Annotated in this window: 21 protein-coding genes and 1 pseudogene; 9 read left to right on the forward strand and 13 right to left on the reverse strand. The window is 41.7% G+C overall.

The genetic code is table 11. The annotated features are described in order from the left end of the window. Positions 1 to 8 precede the first annotated feature (8 nt). The 4 genes and pseudogenes from AABK40_RS20190 to AABK40_RS20205 all read left to right on the forward strand — a co-directional run. Positions 9 to 707: pseudogene (locus AABK40_RS20190) on the forward strand (P-loop domain-containing protein); the annotation flags it as partial. 90 nt (positions 708 to 797) lie between these two features. Next, complete coding sequence (locus tag AABK40_RS20195) at positions 798 to 1130, forward strand: hypothetical protein (RefSeq protein WP_338399080.1); 333 nt, start codon at positions 798 to 800, stop codon at positions 1128 to 1130. A gap of 11 nt (positions 1131 to 1141) precedes the next feature. Next, positions 1142 to 1798 (forward strand): LbetaH domain-containing protein, encoded by a 657-nt coding sequence (locus AABK40_RS20200; protein WP_338398921.1) that lies wholly within the window; start codon positions 1142 to 1144, stop codon positions 1796 to 1798. Between the two features lie 84 nt (positions 1799 to 1882). Then, positions 1883 to 2251 (forward strand): DUF983 domain-containing protein, encoded by a 369-nt coding sequence (locus AABK40_RS20205; RefSeq protein WP_332920153.1) that lies wholly within the window; start codon positions 1883 to 1885, stop codon positions 2249 to 2251. Between the two features lie 274 nt (positions 2252 to 2525). On the opposite strand, the gene AABK40_RS20210 is transcribed toward AABK40_RS20205, so the two are convergent. The 5 genes from AABK40_RS20210 to AABK40_RS20230 all read right to left on the reverse strand — a co-directional run bounded on the left by AABK40_RS20210 (position 2526) and on the right by AABK40_RS20230 (position 6586). Continuing rightward, positions 2526 to 3764: an acyloxyacyl hydrolase gene (locus AABK40_RS20210; protein WP_338398922.1), complete on the reverse strand. Its 1239-nt coding sequence runs from the start codon at positions 3762 to 3764 to the stop codon at positions 2526 to 2528. Positions 3765 to 3838: 74 nt separating this feature from the next. Further along, a complete protein-coding gene (locus AABK40_RS20215) occupies positions 3839 to 4390 on the reverse strand; it encodes a DNA-3-methyladenine glycosylase I (RefSeq protein WP_338398923.1) in 552 nt (183 codons plus the stop codon). Between the two features lie 7 nt (positions 4391 to 4397). Next, the gene (locus AABK40_RS20220; RefSeq protein WP_332920156.1) at positions 4398 to 5612 is read right to left on the reverse strand and encodes an acyloxyacyl hydrolase; all 1215 of its coding nucleotides are present in this window, start codon (positions 5610 to 5612) and stop codon (positions 4398 to 4400) included. Positions 5613 to 5760: 148 nt separating this feature from the next. Further along, positions 5761 to 6174, reverse strand: a complete 414-nt coding sequence (locus AABK40_RS20225; protein WP_338398924.1) for a response regulator — start codon at positions 6172 to 6174, stop codon at positions 5761 to 5763. Further along, positions 6143 to 6586 (reverse strand): response regulator, encoded by a 444-nt coding sequence (locus tag AABK40_RS20230; protein WP_338398925.1) that lies wholly within the window; start codon positions 6584 to 6586, stop codon positions 6143 to 6145. Before AABK40_RS20230 ends, AABK40_RS20225 begins: the two co-directional genes overlap by 32 nt. A 472-nt stretch (positions 6587 to 7058) precedes the next feature. Here AABK40_RS20230 and AABK40_RS20235 point away from each other — a divergent pair, with 472 nt between their 5' ends. Next, a complete protein-coding gene (locus AABK40_RS20235; protein ID WP_338398926.1) occupies positions 7059 to 8336 on the forward strand; it encodes a hypothetical protein in 1278 nt (425 codons plus the stop codon). A gap of 133 nt (positions 8337 to 8469) precedes the next feature. Here the strand turns inward: AABK40_RS20235 and AABK40_RS20240 are convergent, their stop codons facing one another. Beyond that, positions 8470 to 8949 carry a nuclear transport factor 2 family protein gene (locus AABK40_RS20240; protein ID WP_332920160.1) on the reverse strand — a complete coding sequence of 160 codons (480 nt, stop codon included), beginning with the start codon at positions 8947 to 8949 and terminating at the stop codon, positions 8470 to 8472. A gap of 113 nt (positions 8950 to 9062) precedes the next feature. Further along, complete coding sequence (locus AABK40_RS20245) at positions 9063 to 9848, reverse strand: hypothetical protein (RefSeq protein WP_332920161.1); 786 nt, start codon at positions 9846 to 9848, stop codon at positions 9063 to 9065. A gap of 262 nt (positions 9849 to 10110) precedes the next feature. On the opposite strand from AABK40_RS20245, the gene fsa reads away from it, so the two are divergent. Together fsa and AABK40_RS20255 are read left to right on the forward strand one after the other, a co-directional pair. Next, entirely contained in the window at positions 10111 to 10782 is a 672-nt protein-coding gene (gene fsa, locus AABK40_RS20250; protein ID WP_338398927.1) for a fructose-6-phosphate aldolase, read from the forward strand. A 45-nt stretch (positions 10783 to 10827) separates the two neighbouring features. Continuing rightward, positions 10828 to 12243, forward strand: coding sequence for a sugar porter family MFS transporter (locus AABK40_RS20255; RefSeq protein WP_338398928.1), 1416 nt, complete (start codon positions 10828 to 10830; stop codon positions 12241 to 12243). 75 nt (positions 12244 to 12318) lie between these two features. On the opposite strand, the gene AABK40_RS20260 is transcribed toward AABK40_RS20255, so the two are convergent. Genes AABK40_RS20260 through AABK40_RS20275 form a run of 4 tightly spaced genes read right to left on the reverse strand, consistent with a single transcriptional unit; the run spans position 12319 to position 16484 of the window. Then, entirely contained in the window at positions 12319 to 13176 is an 858-nt protein-coding gene (locus tag AABK40_RS20260; protein ID WP_338398929.1) for a glycine betaine ABC transporter substrate-binding protein, read from the reverse strand. Between the two features lie 16 nt (positions 13177 to 13192). Continuing rightward, positions 13193 to 14056 carry an ABC transporter permease gene (locus AABK40_RS20265; RefSeq protein WP_332920165.1) on the reverse strand — a complete coding sequence of 288 codons (864 nt, stop codon included), beginning with the start codon at positions 14054 to 14056 and terminating at the stop codon, positions 13193 to 13195. A gap of 2 nt (positions 14057 to 14058) precedes the next feature. Then, positions 14059 to 15303 (reverse strand): quaternary amine ABC transporter ATP-binding protein, encoded by a 1245-nt coding sequence (locus AABK40_RS20270; RefSeq protein WP_332920166.1) that lies wholly within the window; start codon positions 15301 to 15303, stop codon positions 14059 to 14061. Between the two features lie 20 nt (positions 15304 to 15323). Further along, complete coding sequence (locus tag AABK40_RS20275; RefSeq protein WP_338398930.1) at positions 15324 to 16484, reverse strand: hypothetical protein; 1161 nt, start codon at positions 16482 to 16484, stop codon at positions 15324 to 15326. A gap of 495 nt (positions 16485 to 16979) precedes the next feature. On the opposite strand from AABK40_RS20275, the gene AABK40_RS20280 reads away from it, so the two are divergent. Then, the gene (locus AABK40_RS20280) at positions 16980 to 17507 is read left to right on the forward strand and encodes a helix-turn-helix domain-containing protein (RefSeq protein WP_332920168.1); all 528 of its coding nucleotides are present in this window, start codon (positions 16980 to 16982) and stop codon (positions 17505 to 17507) included. Between the two features lies 1 nt (position 17508). On the opposite strand, the gene AABK40_RS20285 is transcribed toward AABK40_RS20280, so the two are convergent. Next, positions 17509 to 18279 (reverse strand): outer membrane beta-barrel protein, encoded by a 771-nt coding sequence (locus AABK40_RS20285; protein ID WP_338398931.1) that lies wholly within the window; start codon positions 18277 to 18279, stop codon positions 17509 to 17511. Positions 18280 to 18514: 235 nt separating this feature from the next. Between AABK40_RS20285 and AABK40_RS20290 the strand changes: the two genes are divergently transcribed. Continuing rightward, complete coding sequence (locus AABK40_RS20290) at positions 18515 to 20155, forward strand: dipeptidase (protein WP_338398932.1); 1641 nt, start codon at positions 18515 to 18517, stop codon at positions 20153 to 20155. Positions 20156 to 20416: 261 nt separating this feature from the next. On the opposite strand, the gene AABK40_RS20295 is transcribed toward AABK40_RS20290, so the two are convergent. Beyond that, positions 20417 to 21070: a porin family protein gene (locus AABK40_RS20295; RefSeq protein ID WP_338398933.1), complete on the reverse strand. Its 654-nt coding sequence runs from the start codon at positions 21068 to 21070 to the stop codon at positions 20417 to 20419. Positions 21071 to 21154 lie beyond the last annotated feature (84 nt).

Genomic DNA, 21154 nt, shown 5'->3' on the forward strand with positions numbered 1-21154 from the left:
GGCTTGCGTTCATTGCCAATGGCAGTATTTTGGCGCGGAAATCAGGTGTAGACGATCGGCCAATGCTTAATGCAGTCCCTTTCTCGAGCCCGAAATCCATGGAGGAAACCATTGATGTTGACGGGGAAAAGATTACAGGCATGGCCATTCCCAAAGGAATCACGGTCATTACTGGCGGTGGATTTCATGGAAAATCTACTTTGTTGAACGCCCTTGAAATGGGGGTGTATAATCATATTCCCAACGATGGTCGAACATTGTGCATTACCGATGAAGACGCGGTGAAGGTTCGTGCCGAAGATGGGCGTTATGTTGATGCCGTAGATATTTCCCCATTTATCAATAACCTTCCTCACCGTAAAGATACACAGTCGTTCAGTACCGAAAATGCTTCTGGCTCCACGTCTCAGGCCACCAACATCATCGAGGCGATTGGCTGCGGAGCAAAGTGCCTTTTGATTGATGAAGATACTTCTGCCTCCAATTTTATGATCAGGGATCAGCAGGTACAACAACTGATTTCAACAGCAAAAGAACCGATCACTGCTTATATCGAGCGAATTCAGGAGTTGAGCGCCAAAGGGGTCTCTACGATTTTGGTGATTGGCGGCATCGGTGATTATTTCGGGGTGGCTGATCATGTGTTGATGCTTGACGAATATGAGGTACGTGAGGTAACCCAGCGTGCACGTGAAATTGCAGGGCCGCGTGAGTATCAGCAGGCAGGAGTATTTTCTATGGACCTGAAACCTTTCAATTGGTCATTGGCAGCGAAACATTTTGGCGACCGATCAAAAATGTCGGTCAGGGGCAGGGATGAGTTATCCGTAAACAGAGACGCCATAGATTTGAGGGCTTTGGAGCAGTTGGTTGAAGCTGAGCAGGCAATGATGGCTGGAAAGCTGATAGGTTTACAGTCCAAGAAGGCGTTGTTTGGACAGGGGAGCTTGGCCGAGATGGCGGAGAGAGTAAAGGAACAGTTAAAAAATGCCGACTTCAGTGATCTTTTTGGGATTCACGGCGGACTTTCTTATGTTAGAAAGTATGAGTGGGTGGCCATTCTGAAACGATGGAATGTCAGTGTTCCCACACCGCCCAAAGGTGGCAAAAGACATGGTAGAAGATACTAAATTTTTTTAAGATGAGAAGTACCGATTTTTTTGATCTCTCCAAAAGCATGATTGGGCCTTATTTGAAGGAGCAGTCTGTTTTCGAGGTGCTGGCCAATTTGCCTGAGATTATCCTTGAACTGATTAATCAATTACCACCTGATTTTCACCATATAGGTCATCAGGTGTGGGTGGAAGAAGGAGTGATGATTGATGAGCATGTGAAAATGACTGGCCCTGCGATTATTGGGCGTGGTACCGAGATTCGGCATGGGGCACTCCTCAGGCCAAATGTGATTATTGGGCGAGGCTGTGTTGTCGGGAATTCTTCGGAGATTAAACATGCCATCCTGTTTGATGGCGCACAGGCGCCACATTTCAACTATATTGGGGATGGCATCATGGGTTACAAGGCCCATTTGGGGGCAGGAGCAATTATGTCGAATTTTCGATCGGTTGAGGGCGAAATAGTGATTCGCTTTCCTGATGGACGAAATGTCGCCAGTGGGCTGGAGAAGTTCAGTGGTTTATTGGGAGATTTTGTGGAAGTGGGGTGCCAGTCGGTATTGAACCCTGGCTTTGCTGTTGGGAAAAATACGGTCATCTACCCACTTCAATCAGTTCGTGGAGCAGTTCCATCTCATGTAATTTATAAAACGGCTACTGAAATTGTTGAAAAAAGAGCGTAGCAGACTGATTTAAGTAATTTGAAATCAACATTAATTTGCTTAAAAAGCTGTATCTTTCGATGTGAAATCAATAAAAACGGAAGGATGTCGAAAGTTATTTTAGAAGGGAAGTGCCCAAGGTGTCATCAGGGGGATATGTTCCAGTACCCTTTGGCGAAATTGCATAAATTCAGTGATATGAATGAAAAATGTGCACACTGTGATTTCCGATTTGAAGTGGAACCAGGGTTCTTTTTCGGGGCAATGTACATTTCCTACGCTGTTTCTGTTGCCATTTTTATTGCCGTAAGTATTGGCCTGAATGTACTGGTAGAAGAACCCAGCCTTTGGATGTACCTGGCGGGGATCAGTATTGTGGCCATCACGTTATTGCCTTTTACTTTCAGGTATTCCCGAATTATATTTTTGCACTGGTTCGGAGGGGTCAAATACGATGCTTCCTTCGCTAAATAATGTCAAACTGGGTTTAATTGTCCCTTTTTGGGAAATGTAAATAATTGAAAATTAGACAATTAAGCATGTTGAGGTGATTTTGTGTTAATATTCAAATATTATTTAAGACAATTACGATATATATAAGGCTGACCCAATTTTGGCATAAAGCTTGCAAATTAAATTGCATAGGTTGATGTTGGGTTGAGGGGCGGAAATACTTTGTGTTTTCGCCCTTTTTTTATGCCACGAAAAAACCACCCGAAGGTGGTTCTTAGCATTTCTTTATGAGCGCCTATTGGCCGAAACGGTAACCGATTTGCCATTCGAGAAAATCAGCAACTGAGAAGTGATAAGCTCGGACATATATTCCCGCGGTAATATCATTGTAAACATTATACTTCAGACCAATTCTTTGGTACATGATCGGTTTTACACCACTGTAATCATCCTTTCTTAAAATGTATGCTCCTGCATTGATCAAGATTGAAAGACGATCCAATACCAATTCATAGGCAGCGTATCCCCCAAGGCTTACTTTGTCGCCATTGTGTAAGGATTCTACTTTTTCCAGTTCTCCTCCTTCGTTGAAATCCACCTGTGCATTGATCGACTCGTCATAGTTTAAGTCAAGCCCTGCACCAAATTTTGATTTCTGACTGATACGCTTCATGTAATAAGCGGTCAGGTTAACGGCAAGGTAATCAATATTCGCATATCTGTTTTCTTCGCCTACTTTATCAGTATCAAAATCAATTTGTTTTGAAGTGAACGACAAACCAATATTTAATTCTTTTTTCTTTTCTATTGGATCTAACTGTTTTCTTACCAAATCCCGTCGCAAGTTATTATTGAAATTGTACTGAACCGCCAAATAAGGTGCCATCAGGTTAATTCCATAATTAGGCGTTGATGAGGCTCCATTTGAAAAGTGAGTAAACCCAGCACCAGCAGAAAGTTCCCAACGGTCCGTAAGTTCGTAATCTACCTTCAGGGCTGCTTCAATATACACGGTCTTAGAAGAACCAATGGCAATTTGAAATGGGTTGTCTGCTGGGTGGTACGGATTCCAGTTATAGGTAAGTCCGAAACCTATTCTGTAGCCAAAGCTGAATCGGTTCCACCGTTTGAAAGGCCCTTCAAAATACCCGTAAATAGCTGATGGCTGCCCGAGTAAACTGGAAACTTCGGCATTATTTACATCGAAAAAATGCGCGGTGTAAAAGCCAATACCGTATTTCGGAAAGTTATAGGCATGTTCCCAGTCGTGCTCTCCAAAAGTTTGTTTTCCAAATTCAATAGCAAAAGATTGGTAATAATCTGTTGCGGGTAAGTCGGCATATTCCTTATTGTCTCCCAAGTTTCCTTTAAGGAAATCATTGGTCAGTAAAACAGCGCCGGCCTGGTATTTAAAACGAAGATGGAAGTTTCGTTTGTTATGTTGTTTAAGGCTGTCCAATGAACTTGCTGTGGCACTGAATGGCCCCATAAGCAGCAAAAAAGCAGCCGCAAAAATGTAGGTAAAATGTTTCATAGGTATAGGTTGATCAACCACAAATTTATGATCAAATATGTAAAAACATAATTTTTATACCCATTAATATTTATTTAGTGACAGGGACAATCCATGAGGTGATCGTTCACCATTCCGATAGCCTGCATGTAGGCATAAATGATTTTTGGACCGACGAATTTGAACCCTCTTTTTTTCAGGTCTTTACTCAATTGAATAGAGATTTCTGACTCGGCAGGAACCTCGCTTAGTGTAGTAAATTTATTGTCGATAGGCTGATGATCAACAAAACCCCACAGGTACTGATCGAATGAGCCAAATTCCTCTTTCACCTTCAAAAAGGCCGTGGCATTGGTAAATACGGCCTTTATTTTTAGTTTATTTCTGATGATTCCAGGCTCCAGCAAAAGGTGTTCACGGTAATCGGCAGAAGTGGCCAATAAGGCTTCAGCATCAAAATTCAAGAACAATTCCTGGTAAGCCTTTCTTTTTTTGAGGATGATATGCCAGGAAATTCCTGCTTGTGCCCCTTCAAGGTTGAGCATTTCAAACAGCAGGCGGTCGTCATGAACAGGTTTACCCCATTCGTTGTCATGGTAGTTTCGGTAGAGGTCATCCACCTCTGCCCAAGGGCATCTTTTTTTCATGGTCGTTTTAGCTTTTAATGAATCGGTAGCCTACTTGCCATTCTATAAAATCGGCGATACCGAATTTGTAAGCACGCACGTAAATTCCGCCATACAGGTGATCAGTCGCCTGGTATTTTACCCCCAAACGTTGGTACATGACTGGTTTCATGCCCTCGTAATGCTCGCGCAACAGGTAGGCGCCCACATTCATCACCAAAGATACTTTATTGACCACTAATTCATAGCCGACATACGAGCCCGCACTTAGCTTGTAGATTAATTTATTCTTTTCCTTTTCAGGAATACCTTGCTCGTCTTCACGAACCTGTGCATGACTTGACTCATCGAAATTCAGGTCAATACCTACACCAATCTTTGATTTCTGACTGATGCGTCGCATGTAGTTGGTGTTAATATTGGCGGTTACGAAGTTAAGATCAGGGAAAGGGGTATTCGGCGTATTTTGTGGATTGCTGATTTGTTTGACACCCATGGCGTACCCGATATTAACTTCATCCTTTTTTTCAAAGGGTTCCCGTACACGCTCATTAAATTTGGGTGCAATATTATCGTTGAAATTATATTGTACACTCAGGTAGGGGGCAAATAGGTTGACTCCATAATTGGGCGTTGTTGTCGCTCCATTTGAAAAGTGCGTGGCAGAAAAACCTGCCTGCAAATTCCATCTTGGGCTGACCATATAATCCACAAAAGTACCCGCCTCGATATAAACTGTTTTTTTTGATCCAATAGCCACCTGAAAATGATTGTCATCAGGGTCGTAGGCATTCCAATTGTAAGTCAGACCAAAGGCCATCCGATATTGTAAACTAAATCGGTGCCACCTTTTAAATGGGCCTTCAAAAAAGGCGTAAACAGCCATGGGGTGGCCAAGTTCATTGGCTGCTAATCTCTGATCCTCATTTTCCTGGTCATAAAAAAAAGCGGCAGTATAAAAGCCCAGGCCATATTTAGGCATTAAGTAAGCACGTTCCCAAGCCTTATTGCCCGCAGTTTGCCGACCATATTCAAGGGCATATGCATGGTAATAATCGATAGGCGAAGAAGTTTCGTTATCGCCTTTCAGAAAATCGTTGGTTAAAAGTACTTTTCCCGATTGCGATTTTATTTTTAAGAAGCTGTTGTTGGTATTTTGAGCAAAAAGGTGTGGTGGGGAAAAGGGTAGCCAAAGTAAAATGAGCACGATTAGCGTGCCTGTCAGGTTGTCGTTTTTTTTCATCAGTTATACGGTAGTTGTCAAATTCAACGTACCACATCAAAAATCGTGTCAAAAAAATAAAATTATAATCTATTTTATATAATAATTTTGATGCTCGACAACAAAAAGTAGAGAAACAGTAAATAGGGTGGGGAAAAGTGAAAAGCTCTTAGACTTGATCGGCCTTGAAATGTTTTTCGATAATATCCTCTACCGAGGCTTGGGTCAGCGGCTTATTGATAAATCCATTGATACTCATGTCTTCCAAGGCTTTGAATTCATCATCATCGTGTACAGAGGTGGTCAGAATATAAAGCTTTGTATTTCTGAAGTCTGTGATGCTTTTGAGGTTCCCGAAAATTTCCATGAACTCCCAGCCCGATATTCCAGGCATATTGAGATCTAAAAAGATGAGGGTCCGATCGTTATCCTCATTATTTTTCAACAAATAATTGATGGCATCCGTGCCGTTTTCGAAGCATTCTATCTTTTCTGCTACCCCAATTTCTGAGATAATGTGCTTGTGGTAGAAATTGGTGGCTTCTTCATCATCAATTAGCAAAATTTTGGTTAGTGAAGTCATAGTTTTGATAGTTTAGTGAGTAGTGTTTAGCTAATATGTCTTTGATATGTCTGCGGGATAAAGGCTTTTGAATAAATTCATTGACTAAAGAATGATACCTTGATTTGATCATGTCTCTTTGGCTATTGGAAGTTGTTAGTAAAAATAATTTAGTAGGTACTTGTTGTTGTTGCTGAATTTCTTCAAAATATTTTAAAAATTCCCAACCATCCATTTCTGGCATATTAATGTCGAGGAAAAGCAGTTCAGGACCATTGGGCAATTGCTGTTTAAGGTGCGAGATGGCCTCTTTTGGATTGTCAAAAAGAACCACTTGGTTGGTGATTTTTAAACTGTTAGTAATTATTCTATTCAGAAAATTGGTGGCTTCATCATCATCAATAAATACAATTTGCTGGAATAGTGAGTTCATAGGGTTATACTTTATTGTTAAGGAGTAAAACACCATCAGTGTTAAAGCTAATGTGCTTTGTTATAAAGTATAATTTATTGAAAATGATTTTTATGATTAAGGGTTCAAATGTAAGTCTTAACATGAATTTCGTTTGTTCAAATCCATCAAAAGTGCTTATACTCCCTAAAAAATGGCTTTTGTACGTATGATTCACGTTATATATTTTACGGTTTTAAAGCTTTGATAAGTTTACGGTTGAAGAATTTTTTTTTCGATAGTGTAGATATTTTTTCTAATTTTTAAGCTTTTTGGAAGTTACCTTGGAGCGTATTATAAATTATAATTTGCGGCAGGATTGTAAGTTTTTAAACAGACTCATAGAAAGTACAATTATTTTTGAAATCCTTAACAATATGTAGATCTTACCATTAAAAATTATTATGGTCTATTTTTTGCTTTTAACATTGTAAAAAACACAAACCTCATTGTTATGATATTTAATGCAAGTATGGGTGTTGACCCAAGCCAACTGACAAAAATTCAGCGTGTTGTTCCGACTGGTGGCTTTCGAAAGTTTTGTCATAACCTTACTTTTGGCCTCAGCAGCAGAAAAGAAGAAATTGAAACTTTTACTGCGGTAGCCATTTTAGAACAACTTAAGTTGGGCTTGCAAAGGGTACAGGTGAATAATATCATTCGGTTATCTCATGATGATATTGATTTTTACCTCGACAGGGAAGGTAAAGAAGATGATTTTGATGAAGCGTTTGAAAATTATGACATGCGCATTGATCAGTCGATGGCTAAATTTTTTAAACAGCTATTTTTGGTGTTGGAGCATAGCCACGGCTCTTTTAATTATATCATTGAGGTAACCATTAACCGAACACATGATGTAGGTACTTTTCCTATTGAAGTGAAGGTGGATGGTTTTATTAAGGAATTCAAGGCGGCAAATGGGGCGACAAGTGCCCAGATGCGCAAAAGAATGGAGACTATTTTCCAGACGCAAGAGTCCTACAATCAATTTGTGGAAGGGAAACGGGTAGAGTTTGAATCTTTTGTTAAAGAGCTGAAAAGCACTTTGGCGATGTTCATTCGTGTGGATGAAATAGCCGTTTCGTTTAGTCAGAAAATGATCGTTCCTGAGGAGGAAGACGTGCCCTCTGCAGCAGGTTCATCATATCAGCATTACGATCAATACTATGGTTTTTCAGATGCATTGTTTTATGCGATGTTATGGTCGGGCATGAGCCGCAGTCATAATATTCATATTCATAATACTTATGTGGTGAATCACGATGGTTATGAAATGGGTTATCTTGATGGTGTAGAAGCGGGTGATATCGCCTTGTTTGACTATGGATTGACAACCCAAGAGCGCATGGAAGCTTTCCATGAACAGAATATGGAGCATGAGCAACACGATTTTGATGATCATGATTTTGATGGCAATGATTATGACTATTCCGATGGTGGGGACAATGATTACAGTCAATACCAGGATCAGGAGGAACAGGGCAGCTTTTTAGAGGATGATTCCTCAGATAACGAAGGCAGCTTTTTTGATTTTGGCAGCAATGATGATGCTTCGGATGACAGTGGCAGCTTTTTCGACTTCTTCAGCGACAGCAGTGATTCAGACGGCGACAGTGGTGGTGGTGGTTTGTTTGACTTTTTTGACAGCGGGAGTTCTGACGATGGTGGCAGCTTCTTTGACTTTGGTGGCGACGATAGTGACAGTGACGGCGGCGGATTTTTCGATTAATTGAACGCTCAAGAAATACTCAAAGCACGAAATGATTGGGGCTGCTTTTGTATCAGGTTCCAGCTCATTTCTTACAACTTTCTTTAAAAATAAAAAACGCGATCTGTGGTAGATCGCGCTTTTTATTCGGTGATTAGCTTACGGTGCTTTCCTTAATTTTCTTTTTGGCAATTTCTGGAAGAAGTTCGTTGCCCTCGGTAAACTTCAGATTGAATCTTAACAGGTGAATTCGCCATTTATTGTGCTCGTTCGGAGCAATTTCAAAATTGTACGTCCCAACCACTCGCCAAATATGGTCTCCTGAATCATTATACAGATAATGCGATGCAGTGGCATAACAAACCACTGTGGTGTTATTCTGCGAATGCTCAATAACGTGGTTGCCGACCTGGTGGTGAGTGTTGTCAAATCCTGGAAGGAGTTTTTTCCATTCTGTAATGATTTCCTCAGGGCGAACAGTTCCTGCAGGGCCCGCGCCCATCGAGGAGTAATCAAGCACCACTTCAGGTGCAAATTGGCGCTGCACGATAGGCCAATTACGGTCATCAACAGCGACAAAAAATCTGTTGATAAAGTTAACTATTGACTCTTTATTATTAAGAAGATCGATCATTGTTTGATATGAGTTATTTTCTCCCAATTTATGCATAAAGGAAATACAATAAAATAATAATTTGGGAAATAATAATAGTCTTTCAGTTTCCTGCCGATCACCTTATCCCTCGATTATTTTTTTGCCGACTTGGCAAAATTCACGATGTCGCCATTAAGTTCCTCTTTCACCAACTGCACCTCAATTTTTTGGCCCTTGAAATCTTCAGGCTTATCAATTAATTCTTTAAGTAAGCCCGTGGCCTTGCTGGGGTGCACAAAGAAGGAACTTTGAACATGCTCTTTTCCATTTAGTACAATTAAACTGATATCATCGGAAATCTTTTGAATTTGTTCAAAGTGCCAATCAAAGTTTCCTTGCGCTGCTACGGCATCATAGTAATTATGCTTGAGCATCCATATTGGGCGGAACTGGCCTTCGGTAAGCGATTTTGGCTTCCAGGTTTCCCACTTTGCATTTTGCAAATCCTCTTTGTGACTCGCTGTTTTTTCTTTGGCCACTCTTATAGTATCCGCCGTAATATATACCTTCCTTTCATAAAACTCTCCGCCCCTGGGCAGCTCGGGCCCACGTCTCAAACCATTTTGAGTGATCAGCAGCAACTGATTGTTTCGATCCAGATAGAATTGACTTTCCTCATGCCCATAATCTCCGGCGTTTATGCGTACCTGCATATAGGTCGGAAAGCTGTCGGAGTCATATCTTGATACTTCATATTGTGAATCTCCACCAAATGAAAATGGGTAGCTTTTGGTTTCTTTGAAGCTGTTATAATGCTGATCTGCATTGGCAGCAATTTGGTCTTCAGGGCTAAGCACCTGCTGAATGGTTTTCTCCTGAGGACTGTTACAGGAAAACAATACCACCGCACCAAGGATAATTGATAAGTATGCTTTCATTATTTTCGTAGATTAGAAGTCAAAAATAGAAACTTTATTGGTTGTGGACAAATATTGGCGGCCTTGCGCATGTTACTTTAGTTTAAAACCATAACAAATGGTGCCTGTTTGTTTTTTGCCGATTCCTGAAGCATATATCGGTGATGGGAACGGTTGCGAAACCGCTTTTTTTGTTTTAAACCTAAAATGGGGTTAAAAATTCGATTATTATACTTTATCTTAATACTGACAAAAGTCTATTTCCATTTTTATTTTAGCAATTATGAAATTTTTTATTGATACCGCCAACCTAAGTGAGATTCGCCAAGCACAAGATTTGGGTATTTTGGATGGCGTAACCACCAACCCATCTTTGATGGCCAAAGAGGGAATTGCAGGTGATGAGGCCGTTTTGGCACATTATAAAGCCATCTGTGATTTAGTGGATGACAAAGTATCTGCAGAGGTTATTTCTACAGATTATGAAGGCATGATTAAGGAAGGCGTCGCTTTAGCAGCGATTGATCCAAAGATTGTAGTGAAGATTCCTATGATCGAAGCAGGTGTAAAAGCGATCAAGTACCTTTCTGATAAGGGAATCCGAACGAACTGTACCTTGATTTTCTCTGCCACACAAGCTCTTATTGCAGCCAAAGCGGGTGCGACTTATGTATCACCTTTTATCGGCCGATTGGATGATATCGCTACGGAAGGGATGACATTGATCCGTGATATTGTTACTATTTTCAACAATTATCCATCGCTGAATACCGAGGTATTGGCCGCATCGGTACGTGGTTCTTTGCACCTTTTGGATTGTGCCAAAGCAGGAGCGCATGTTGCCACCTGTCCGTTCAAAGTTATCACCAACCTGACAAAACACCCTTTAACAGACAAAGGGCTTGCACAATTTTTGGCGGATCACGCCAAAGCACAGGAATTAATTGAAGCATAATTTTTATTGGGATCTTTTCAGGATCCCTTTTTTTAACTTTTTGATATGCAGGAAACCTTAAAAGTAGCGGAACCCGAGATTAAATCGGGCGCTACAAATTACTTTTTCATCGTCGGCATTACTTTGGTGGCCGCTTTAGGAGGTCTCTTATTTGGATATGACACTGCCGTGATATCTGGGGCCATTGGGCCACTCCGAGAGTATTTCAATTTGAGTGCCGCCGAGATGGGCTGGGCAGCAAGTAGCGCGCAGTTTGGCTGTATGTTTGGTGCGGCCATTGCGGGTTGGTGGTCTAATCGTTTTGGACGTCGGCAGGCCATGTTATTGGCCGCGGTGTTGTTTTCGATCTCTGCGGTCGGTTCTGGCCTGGCAGATAACTTTACCATGTTTTCTATTTACCGTATTGTCGGTGGGGTAGGTGTTGGTTTGGCATCTATGGTTTCGCCTTTATACATTGCTGAGATGGCACCTGCAGAAATGCGGGGGAAACTGGTGGCATGCAATCAGTTCGCCATTATTTTCGGAATGTTAGTCGTTTATTTTGTAAACTATGGTATCGCGGTACAAGGCGATGCGGTCTGGAATGTTAATATGGGTTGGCGTTATATGTTTGGTTCTGAAACCATCCCTGCACTTGCCTTTTTTATCATGTTGTTTTTTGTTCCTGAAAGCCCTCGTTGGTTAGTGATGAAAAACAGGGACGAGCAGGCGAGCCAGGTTTTGCAGAAAATTGGTGATGTATCGTTGATCAGTGCAAAAATTGCGGAGATCCGAGATTCACTGAGTGATAAAGCAGGAAAGAAAATTCGTGTCAATTACCGAAACATGAAAGTAGTGTGGGTGATTTTCGTCGGGGTTTGTATCAGTATCTTTCAGCAAATCACAGGTATTAATGTGTTTTTGTATTTTGCGCCAGAGATTTTCAAGAATATGGGTAGCGGAGCCGACTCGGCGATGTTGCAGACCATCATTGTTGGCGCGGTGAACCTGTCGTTCACGGTAGTGGCCATTTATACGGTTGATAAAGTGGGGCGTAAGCCGTTGATGCTGATTGGCGCACTCGGAATGGGGATATGTATTACCGCCATCGGTTTTGCGGCATATTTTGAGAATACCGCAGGATATTTGCTGATTTTTGTGTTGGGCTACATTGCCTGTTTTGCGGTTTCATTAGGACCTGTAACCTGGGTTTTATTGTCAGAAATTTTCCCTAACAAACTGAGGGGAACAGGTATGGCAATTGCTGTAGCGGCACAATGGATTTCTAACGCATTAGTGGCACAAACTTTCCCGATGATGATGGAAAACGAAACCCTTGATCAGCAATTCCACGGTGGATTTCCATTTTGGGTGTATGGACTGATGTGTTTCGTTACGATCGCATTCATTTACAAATGTGTTCCTGAAACCAAGGGTAAATCTTTGGAAGAGATGGAAGAACTGTGGGATTTGAAAGACTAATTCTTCAGGCTTAAACAGAAAAAAGGCTGCCAGCGATTGATGATCGAAGGCAGCCTTTTTTTATTTTAATTGATCTTAGTCAAACCAAGCATCAATGGTTTTTTTGTGCTTCTGATAGAAGTTTTTAGCACCGATTTTATCGTCTTTTTGCACATCTTTCATCAGCTCATTCAGCATCTCTTCTGAAAGGTTGAGCTTGGTAAGTACAGAAAACAATCTCGGCTTATCTTGCTTCAAACGCTTTCTTGCGATAATCGAGCAGGCATCTTTCGGGAAAACCTCTTTCGGGTCTTTCAAGAATTTCAGATCAAATTGTCCCCACATAAAGTGTGGTTTCCAGCCTGTAACCACTACAGGTTCATGTCTTAAAATGGCCTTTTCGAGGGTCGCTACCATTGCAGAACCACTGGAAGTTACCTGTTCAAAATTCAGGTTATAGGTTTTGATGGCTTTTTCCGTGTTGGCATGAATACCAGCACCACTACCAATTCCGATAATTTTTCCTTTGAACTCATCACGATGCGCATTCAGCTCCTCGATAGAGTTAATGTCCACGTAAGAAGGCACGACCAATCCCGTAGATCCATCATCGAAAGCATTACCTACAATATCAATTTTGTCGCCATACACTTTCCAGTAATCTGATTGGGTATGTGGCAACCATGCATCGAGCATGAAATCACCTGTAGGGTGTTTTTTTGAAAGGTCACCATAAATAAGTCCTGGTTCAAGGCTTATCAGTGCCACCTCAAAACCATGGGCTTTCAAAGCAACTTCCGCAAGGAAAGTCATCGCAATACCTTCCGCCCAATTGGGATAAAGGATGGTCGCTTTGTTTGGGTCGATGGGTCTTGATCCCGAACAGGAGATCATGCAGACGGTCATACATACCACCAACAGAAGAGAGATACTTTTATTGAGTATAAATTTCATAATCTGTTTTGCTTGGTTATTTTTTCTTTCCGAACGATTGCGTTACGCGATCCAGGATGATGGCAAGGATTACGATACCCAAACCTGATTCAAATCCTTTGGCCATATCATTCTGCTGAATTCCCTGATAAACTACTGCACCAAGTCCGCGCGCACCTACCATAGAGGCAATAACAACCATAGAAAGTGACAGCAAGATCACCTGGTTAATCCCCGCAAGAATTGTTGGCATGGCCAGAGGCAACTGAATTTTGAAAAGAATCTGTTGTTCCGTGGCACCAAAAGCATAACCTGCTTCTATCACATCATAAGGTACATTTTTAATCCCAAGTGAGGTCAGACGAACCGCTGGCGGCAGGGAGAAAATAACAGTAGCCACTACACCAGGTGTATTACCAACACTGAAAAAGAAAATAGCAGGAATCAGGTAAACGAAGGCAGGCATGGTTTGCATCAAATCCAGCAATGGCTTGATAATCATGTTGGCTACCCTGTTTTTTGCCGCCATGATCCCCATTGGAATTCCCAATAACAGAGAGATAAACGTAGCCGTGAGTACCAGTGTGGTCGTTTGGATGGCTTCCACCCAATAGCCCAGAAGGTAAATTAGAATGAGTCCCAAAATAGAACCAAGTGCTAAGCCCCAACCTTTTTTGAATCCTTTTTTATTAAATCCATCTTTCCCTGCTCGAGAGTAGTAGGCAATGGCGCCAATAAGCAAAACAAAGATTGGGAAGGGGATTGCCAACAATAGATGATTGAAGGTATCAACAGTCCAGCTGATGGCGATGTCGATGGCATTCCATATCGGGTAGAGCTTTTCTTCAAGCACCTCAATGGCCACCTTGATATATTTTCCTAAGAATATTTTTTTCTCCATGATTATTGGTCGTTTGCTTGTTCTTTCATTTCCTTAATTTCTGCCCTGTCATATTTTGTTGCCTCAATGATCAGCGAAGTTTGGTAAACAACTCCAAGCAATTTGTTCGTATTCGGGTCAACCACTGCAAGCGGGGATTTCGTGCCCACCATCAAAGGCAGCATTTCTTCCACGGTATATTCAGCGTACACACTCGGTACCTCCGTTTTGATGATGTCCTGAATAGAGCTTTTCTTCGCCTTTGAAGACTCGATCGCATCTTGCAGCCACACAAAGCCGAGGAAGGATTTATTTTCATCAACAACAGGAAGCACTTCCATTCCAGCGGTTCGCATTCTGCGGATAACCCCTTCAGGTCCGTGGTGCTTCACGTTTACTTTAGTCACTTTTTCGAACATCATGGTGCCAGCGGTAATGACAGACTTGCGGTCAATTTTTTCCACAAACGCCTCGACATATTCACTGGCAGGATTGGTAAGAATTTCCTCTGCGGTACCCAACTGCTCGATCACCCCATCTTTCATAATCACGATTCGGTCACCAATTTTAATGGCTTCATCAAGGTCGTGGGTAATGAAAACGATGGTTTTCTTGAGCTTGCTTTGGATCTCCAGCAACTCATCCTGCATATCCGATTTAATCAGTGGATCCAATGCTGAAAAAGCTTCATCCATCAATAAAACTTCAGGGTTATTGGCCAAAGCACGTGCTAAACCTACACGTTGCTGCATTCCCCCCGAAAGTTCAGAAGGGAGCTTGTCGCCATAGCCTTTGAGTCCTACTGTTTCCAGGGCTTCCGCCGCTTGAGCGAGGCGTTGTTGTTCGCCTTCTCCCCGAATTTCCAGCCCAAAAGCAGCATTTTCCAATACCGAACGGTGAGGTAGCAAGCCAAATTTTTGGAATACCATGCCCAGTTCAGTGCGTCGGGTTTCAAGCAATTCTTTGTTGGTTTCCTTAGTGATGTCGTGTCCGTTGATCAACACCTTACCCGCCGTTGGGGTGTGCAATCTATTAAGGCATCGAAGCAAAGTAGATTTCCCACTGCCCGAAAGCCCCATGATCACGAAGATTTCACCTTCGAAAATTTCAAAATTGGCTTTATTGACCCCAATGGTGCAGCCTGTTTTTGCTAAAATCTCTGTTTTTGATACGCCTTCATCCAACAATTTTTGCGCACGTTTCTTTTGCGCTCCAAAGATTAATGAAAGATCTTCAACTTTAATTTTTACTGGTGTATTTTCACTCATATTCATGATGAATTTTTTTCTTAGAAATAGTATCCGACGTTAATATTGAAGCGAAAAGTGTAATCCGCATCTGGATTGCCTTCTCCTAAGCCTTCGTTAAAATCGGGGCCGAGCCATGGTTGGTTCTTTCCACCTGCAAGGTCAATATAAGTATAGACATTGCCTGCGGTAACCAAAACGCCAGTAGTGTTCTGGTAAGTATCTGTAAAAGATGCGACCGCTTTGTCCATATAGCCGAAGTCGTTATAGAACTGTAAGGAAGAGACTGGTCCCCAACTTACGGGTTGTGTATAAGAAACTCCGAAAGTATATAAATTGGCAGCTGCCGCAACAAAATAAGGCGCGCCATAAGCACCCATGGCAATTAAATCTTTACTTTCGGTATCTGGTCCAGCAGTATGATATTCATATTGAGCGAACTGGCTTTTGATATTAAAGCGTTTGTAGTTCATCTCATAGTGCAGCGCAAAAGCATAATGGTCGCCCATGTTTTCGGTATCCAGATTATAGATTCCTCCATATTGGCCTGAAATTCCAAACTCATGCTTAACCTCACCCGTGGTTGCCTTATACTTTAAGCGCCCATTAACGGTGTTTGTTTCTTTATTTCGATAACTATAATTGCCTGCCGCGTCCCTGAACGAGGTTACATCATAGGAATAGCGACTGTAAGAAGCATCAGAGTAGCTGCCAAAATTCATCTCTTCAGCATTTTTGAAAAACGCCAGATCAAAATCCCAGTGTTCGCCCTGATGAGAATATTTGAATCCCATGTCGTGATCATCCTCAAGCCCAACGTAATAATTGATGCTGAAAAACCAGTTATGTGAATTGTATTGTGTAATCCCGAAAGGTACTTGCGTTAAACCGAGCTGAATTTCATCATTTTGGCTGAAATCATAGGCTAACCAACCCTGCTTTAGCATGCCACCACCAAACGGTGTTGAATAGAGGCGATATTCGGCATCAAGCTTAACGCCTTTGTATTTGGCTTGTGCATTAATCCTGAAGACATCATAGCCAAAATCGCCACCTCTTTTTTTGTGGCCTTCTTTCCAGTTGGAGTAATTGTAGTTAAACCGCAACGCTCCCCCTACATGGAGTTCGGGCTTATCTTGTGCCTGTATACTGAAAGGCAGAATGGTAAACAGTAATAGAATAATAGGTAATGAATACTTCATGCAAAAATTTTGAGTTCAGAATATTTTTAAGTTGGAAGGGTTGGGTAGGGATTGATAATCATATTGATCAAGAGAAGTATGCTATTGAAAATAACAATACTAAATTGAATAACAAGCAGGAGGCTTATCGGTGTTATTGGGAATCAGCAATTTGTATAAAAAATTTCCCGTAATGTAAAAAATATTTACATGTTGCCTGTTTCTTTGACAGGCACGCAGGGAGTAACGGCGTGAAATATGTTGGCCCGTAGGTAAGAGGGCTATTGGTGGTAATAATTTTTTTGCCGTATTTTTTGCTGTAAAACCGATAATGACTAATTTAGTTGAAGAATAAGCAGGCGATACCCGCTTTTTTTAATTATTCTGCAAAATTAGACAATAATTTTTACAATTCAAGGCTGTTTGTAAAAAATAATTACAACTTGTGGTGTATTGAGCAATGAAATATGTCTTATATTTGTAGATTAATTATTGATAACACCCTTTTAGATTTTCATGAAATACTTTGCGGATAACTTAAAGTTTTTACGTCGGCAGAATAATTTTAGCCAGGAGCAATTGGCTAAGCATCTCGGACTTAACAGAGGAAATATCGCCTCTTACGAGAAAATGACGGCAGAGCCAAAAATTGAAAATCTATTAAAAATATGTAAATTTTTCAATGTAGAGGTGTCGGAGTTTCTTGAAAAAGATTTGCAAAATATCGCAATCATTCAAGAAGAAATGGAGAAAGTGAATAGTGAATCCAATCCTACGAATTTAGGAGAAGGAGAAGCTACGGAGCACTTCATTGAGGAATTAGAGGACAATAAGAAACGCTTGGAGCGATTTATCGGACAGTCGGACGACATGCAGAAAATCCTCGAAGGTTTTCGTCAATTTCATAAATTTAAGATGTCCAACAATCCGATCATCACCGAAGATGTCAAGAAAATGTCTGATGAATATGAAAAGCTCCTTGAACTGATGGATGCCCTTTTGTCGTCGAACAAAGAACTTATCCATTGGCTGAAGGATTCCTGAATCAATAGCCTTTGTTTATATAGGGATTCTTTTTCCTGAACTTTGAATAATCCCGATACAAGAATTTGCTTTTCCCCTTGCCTTTAAATCGGTAACTGATTTTTATATTGAGCGGGAAGAGTAAATCTGGTAAGCGCGATTTCAGCTCTTTCCCATCAAGCAAATCTGTGCCAGATATACGGACACCCCCCTCGGCAGTAAGCTGCCAGGTGTCGTTGAAGTGATACCGCAGCCCGCCACCCAAAGGAACCATCACTTCCAGCTGTTGATCAAGGAAATTTTCACCATCGATACCATCATCTGCATTGGCGATTTCAGGTTTAAAGGCCATCATGCCAAGACCGATATATAAATACATGGAAAAGAAATTCCGACTTCTTCCTGATTGCAGGGACAAAAAGATATTCCGATTATAGCCCACCCAGGCTTCGTAACCTGTGGTACTTGCTCTTGCTTGCGAATTGTTATTATTGATTTGTTTGGTGATCAGTTTAAACCAGCTGGCATCAATCCGTAACATGGCCCTGTTCGATACATCATACTCCAGACCAATTCCGAGGTTCGGATTGGCATAGCCATTTTGTGATTTGGGCTGAAATGGTTTGCCAAATTCCCCATAATAGGCATTGACTCCCGCAAACAGATTCACCTTCAAAGGACTTTGCGGTGAAGTGTGGTACGCATACCCTTTTTTGGCCATTCGGCCCTGAGCCCAATTGATGGAGGGGAGGAAGAAAAGTAAGCTGAGCAGGAATAGGAAAGGTCTTATCATAGAATAGCATTTGGGCATCTAATCTTACAACTCTCCCGCGGGCATTTATTTTTCAAACAATTATCAATAGCCTGATTTATTCGCTAACCGCAGCTTTTTATGTTGTATGCTTTTTATCGTCTTTTTTTACTGTTGAACAGCTACAGTGGCTTTGTATGCCTGATGTATCCGAATTATTGACTGAAATTTGCCCCATCGTTTCGATATTGGAATTTGATTTTTAGGAAAGACTGATATGATTAAACGATTATTATTTTTTGTGGGCGTCATTCTATTGATGACAGAAAGCGCCAAAGCCTGTACGAACCTTATCGTTACTAAAGGAGCCTCTGCGGATGGTTCAACGATGTTGTTTTATGCCAACGATGGCGAGTATATCCCTGTTCTGCCTATTCATGCGGGGCAACGTTGGTCCAAACGGGATAGTGTGGAGTTGATCAGCTGGCCAAATGGCGTTCGGGCAAATATCCCTCAGCCTAAAAAAAGCTATACAGCTTTGGGCTATCATATTAATGAATATCAGGTCGCCATCGGTGAAACCACTTTTGGGGGCCGCCACGAGTTACATAACCGTTCCGTTGCGCAGGAATACTGGCACCTTATGGAGGAAGCGGTTCGCCGTGCGAAAACGGCCAAAGAGGCGGTACATATTATTATTGATCTTGTGGAGCAATATGGTTATGGTTCGGAAGGGGAGAGTTTCAGTATTGTTGATCCCAATGAGGCTTGGTTGCTGGAGATGATTGGCAAGGGCGAGGGGAGCCACGGCGCGCTTTATGTGGCTCAGCGAATTCCTGATGGTATGGTGGTGGCACATGCAAACCATAGTAGAATCAGTAGTTTTCCAATGAATGATCCTGAAAACTGTATTTATTCCCATGATGTGGTGAGTTTCGCTGTTGAAAAGGGGTATTACGATCCGAAATCTGGAAAGCCTTTTGAGTTCAATTCAGCCTATGATCCCGTTTCCCCTGCAAAGCTTCGCTATTGTGAAAGTCGGGTGTATAGTTTGTACCACCGTATGGCACCCTCAATGGATTTGTCTTCGGACTATTGTCGTGGTGTTCAGGGGGCTGAGGCCTACCCGCTATGGATTAAGCCTGATGAAAAAATCAGTTTAAAAAATATGATGTCTTTGGTTCGGGATCATTACGAGGGCATGCCTTGGGATATGCGTAAAGGGATTGCGTCGGGGGCTTACGGCTCGCCAAATTATGCGCGCCCAATGACCTGGAAAGTCGATGACACGACTTGCTCCTGGGAGCGCCCGATTTCCACTCCTGTAACGGCTTATAGTTTTATTGCGCAGTTAAGGGCTGATTTGCCCCGAGAGGTTGGGGCTTTAATGTGGTACGGATTGGATAACAATTATACCAATTGCTATATGCCTGTTTATGTGTCAAGCACCAAAATGCCTGTCGCTTTCAATACTGGTGATATCAATAAATTTTCGTGGTCGTCGGCTTGGTGGGTTTTTAATTTTGTAGGCAATTACGTCAATCTTCGCTATAACGATATGGTGAAAGATGTTCAAAAGAAGCAATCAGCGATTGAATCAGAGCTGATCGATCAGCAGGCGACATTTGAAGCAAAAGTGGTGGCGGAATTGAAGAAGAATAAAAAAGGAGCCATAGAAATGATGACGGACTACACGAATAATACCGCAGAATCTGTCGTTGCCGACTGGATTGACTTGGGGCAGTTCCTGATCATGAAATACAATGATGGCTATGTGAAAGATGAGCAAAACCGCATCAAGCAAAAGGGGGCAAGTGAAAGTTACTATAGAAAGGTATTGAAAGATGATCCTGAACGCAAATTACCTGTTTGGGATCAGCAGGAGGAGCACAACGAAAAAGAGCCCTCTAATTTTTAATAGAGCGCTCTTTAGCATGTTTTAGCGAAATTTCATTTTGGGTCAATGCCTGTCGGTATAGCCGTTCGGCAGGTAAGTACATTGCGCCATAGATATTTGAAAGGGGCTGTGGTATCCTTGTCGTTTCTTCATAAGTTACTGATTTATTCCGTGGTTTGCATCGGGCAAAAGCTTCAAGCGATGTGATGCAAAATAGGAATGAGCATTTATAATCAGGTGATTTGATGATGGAAACGACCGATACGGCAGCCTCTTTTTTGTCTAAAAATAGAAAGTGGCATCCAATACCAACAAGTCTTTTTTCAGTCGGATGTCCTGCCCATCTCTTGCGGCATTGATCAGCCCGCGTTGGTACATAATCCCCAAACCAATGGTGTTACCAAATGGGAGGTCATACATGATCCCGCCGCCAACAACTAAGGATACATCCATAAAGAAGAATTTCTCGACAATGAATTTGTCGCCACCTGTATCGTCATTGATTTTGAAATCCACGGCAGTTCCAAGTTGAGCATAACCGCTGATGCTTTCTGCGATTTCGTTGGTTCTTAACTTGATGGTCAGTGGAACTTGCAAATAGTGTGTTTTGTATTTTTCAGTGCCTGATTCCCCTGTGGTTTTGTTGGTATAGTCTATTTTGGCTCCTTTTGGCAGGTAAATTAAACCTGTACTGAAATAGTAGTTGGCGCCGAAGGGAAGATCAGCGACCAAACCAAAAGCAAATTTTGTTCCTGTGCCACCTCTTGAAATGTCATAGTCAGGGCTGCTGTTATCAATTCGTGAGTAGGAAAATACGGGGGAGAATTTTAGCCCAAGTTGAATATCCCCACCTGCACCAACATCAGTTTGCGCCTGGGTCGGCTGAATGAATAAAATGCATAAGCATAGGCTAAGCAATAGGTAGATTGTTTTCATGAATTTGGAGTATAAGTTGTATTTGTATAATTACAAGTAAGCAACAAGCAATACTTGCTGATAGTTTTTCAACGACAAATATAT

This window comes from Persicobacter psychrovividus (assembly GCF_036492425.1).
In the GTDB taxonomy this organism is placed as follows: Bacteria; Bacteroidota; Bacteroidia; order Cytophagales; family Cyclobacteriaceae; genus Persicobacter; species Persicobacter psychrovividus.

Coding starts and splice junctions, on each gene's coding strand:
- AABK40_RS20195 (WP_338399080.1), top strand. CDS start 798: ATGTCGGTCAGGGGCAGGGATGAGTTATCCGTAAACAGAGACGCCATA.
- AABK40_RS20200 (WP_338398921.1), top strand. CDS start 1,142: ATGAGAAGTACCGATTTTTTTGATCTCTCCAAAAGCATGATTGGGCCT.
- AABK40_RS20205 (WP_332920153.1), top strand. CDS start 1,883: ATGTCGAAAGTTATTTTAGAAGGGAAGTGCCCAAGGTGTCATCAGGGG.
- AABK40_RS20210 (WP_338398922.1), bottom strand. CDS start 3,764: ATGAAACATTTTACCTACATTTTTGCGGCTGCTTTTTTGCTGCTTATG.
- AABK40_RS20215 (WP_338398923.1), bottom strand. CDS start 4,390: ATGAAAAAAAGATGCCCTTGGGCAGAGGTGGATGACCTCTACCGAAAC.
- AABK40_RS20220 (WP_332920156.1), bottom strand. CDS start 5,612: ATGAAAAAAAACGACAACCTGACAGGCACGCTAATCGTGCTCATTTTA.
- AABK40_RS20225 (WP_338398924.1), bottom strand. CDS start 6,174: ATGACTTCACTAACCAAAATTTTGCTAATTGATGATGAAGAAGCCACC.
- AABK40_RS20230 (WP_338398925.1), bottom strand. CDS start 6,586: ATGAACTCACTATTCCAGCAAATTGTATTTATTGATGATGATGAAGCC.
- AABK40_RS20235 (WP_338398926.1), top strand. CDS start 7,059: ATGATATTTAATGCAAGTATGGGTGTTGACCCAAGCCAACTGACAAAA.
- AABK40_RS20240 (WP_332920160.1), bottom strand. CDS start 8,949: ATGATCGATCTTCTTAATAATAAAGAGTCAATAGTTAACTTTATCAAC.
- AABK40_RS20245 (WP_332920161.1), bottom strand. CDS start 9,848: ATGAAAGCATACTTATCAATTATCCTTGGTGCGGTGGTATTGTTTTCC.
- fsa (WP_338398927.1), top strand. CDS start 10,111: ATGAAATTTTTTATTGATACCGCCAACCTAAGTGAGATTCGCCAAGCA.
- AABK40_RS20255 (WP_338398928.1), top strand. CDS start 10,828: ATGCAGGAAACCTTAAAAGTAGCGGAACCCGAGATTAAATCGGGCGCT.
- AABK40_RS20260 (WP_338398929.1), bottom strand. CDS start 13,176: ATGAAATTTATACTCAATAAAAGTATCTCTCTTCTGTTGGTGGTATGT.
- AABK40_RS20265 (WP_332920165.1), bottom strand. CDS start 14,056: ATGGAGAAAAAAATATTCTTAGGAAAATATATCAAGGTGGCCATTGAG.
- AABK40_RS20270 (WP_332920166.1), bottom strand. CDS start 15,303: ATGAGTGAAAATACACCAGTAAAAATTAAAGTTGAAGATCTTTCATTA.
- AABK40_RS20275 (WP_338398930.1), bottom strand. CDS start 16,484: ATGAAGTATTCATTACCTATTATTCTATTACTGTTTACCATTCTGCCT.
- AABK40_RS20280 (WP_332920168.1), top strand. CDS start 16,980: ATGAAATACTTTGCGGATAACTTAAAGTTTTTACGTCGGCAGAATAAT.
- AABK40_RS20285 (WP_338398931.1), bottom strand. CDS start 18,279: ATGATAAGACCTTTCCTATTCCTGCTCAGCTTACTTTTCTTCCTCCCC.
- AABK40_RS20290 (WP_338398932.1), top strand. CDS start 18,515: ATGATTAAACGATTATTATTTTTTGTGGGCGTCATTCTATTGATGACA.
- AABK40_RS20295 (WP_338398933.1), bottom strand. CDS start 21,070: ATGAAAACAATCTACCTATTGCTTAGCCTATGCTTATGCATTTTATTC.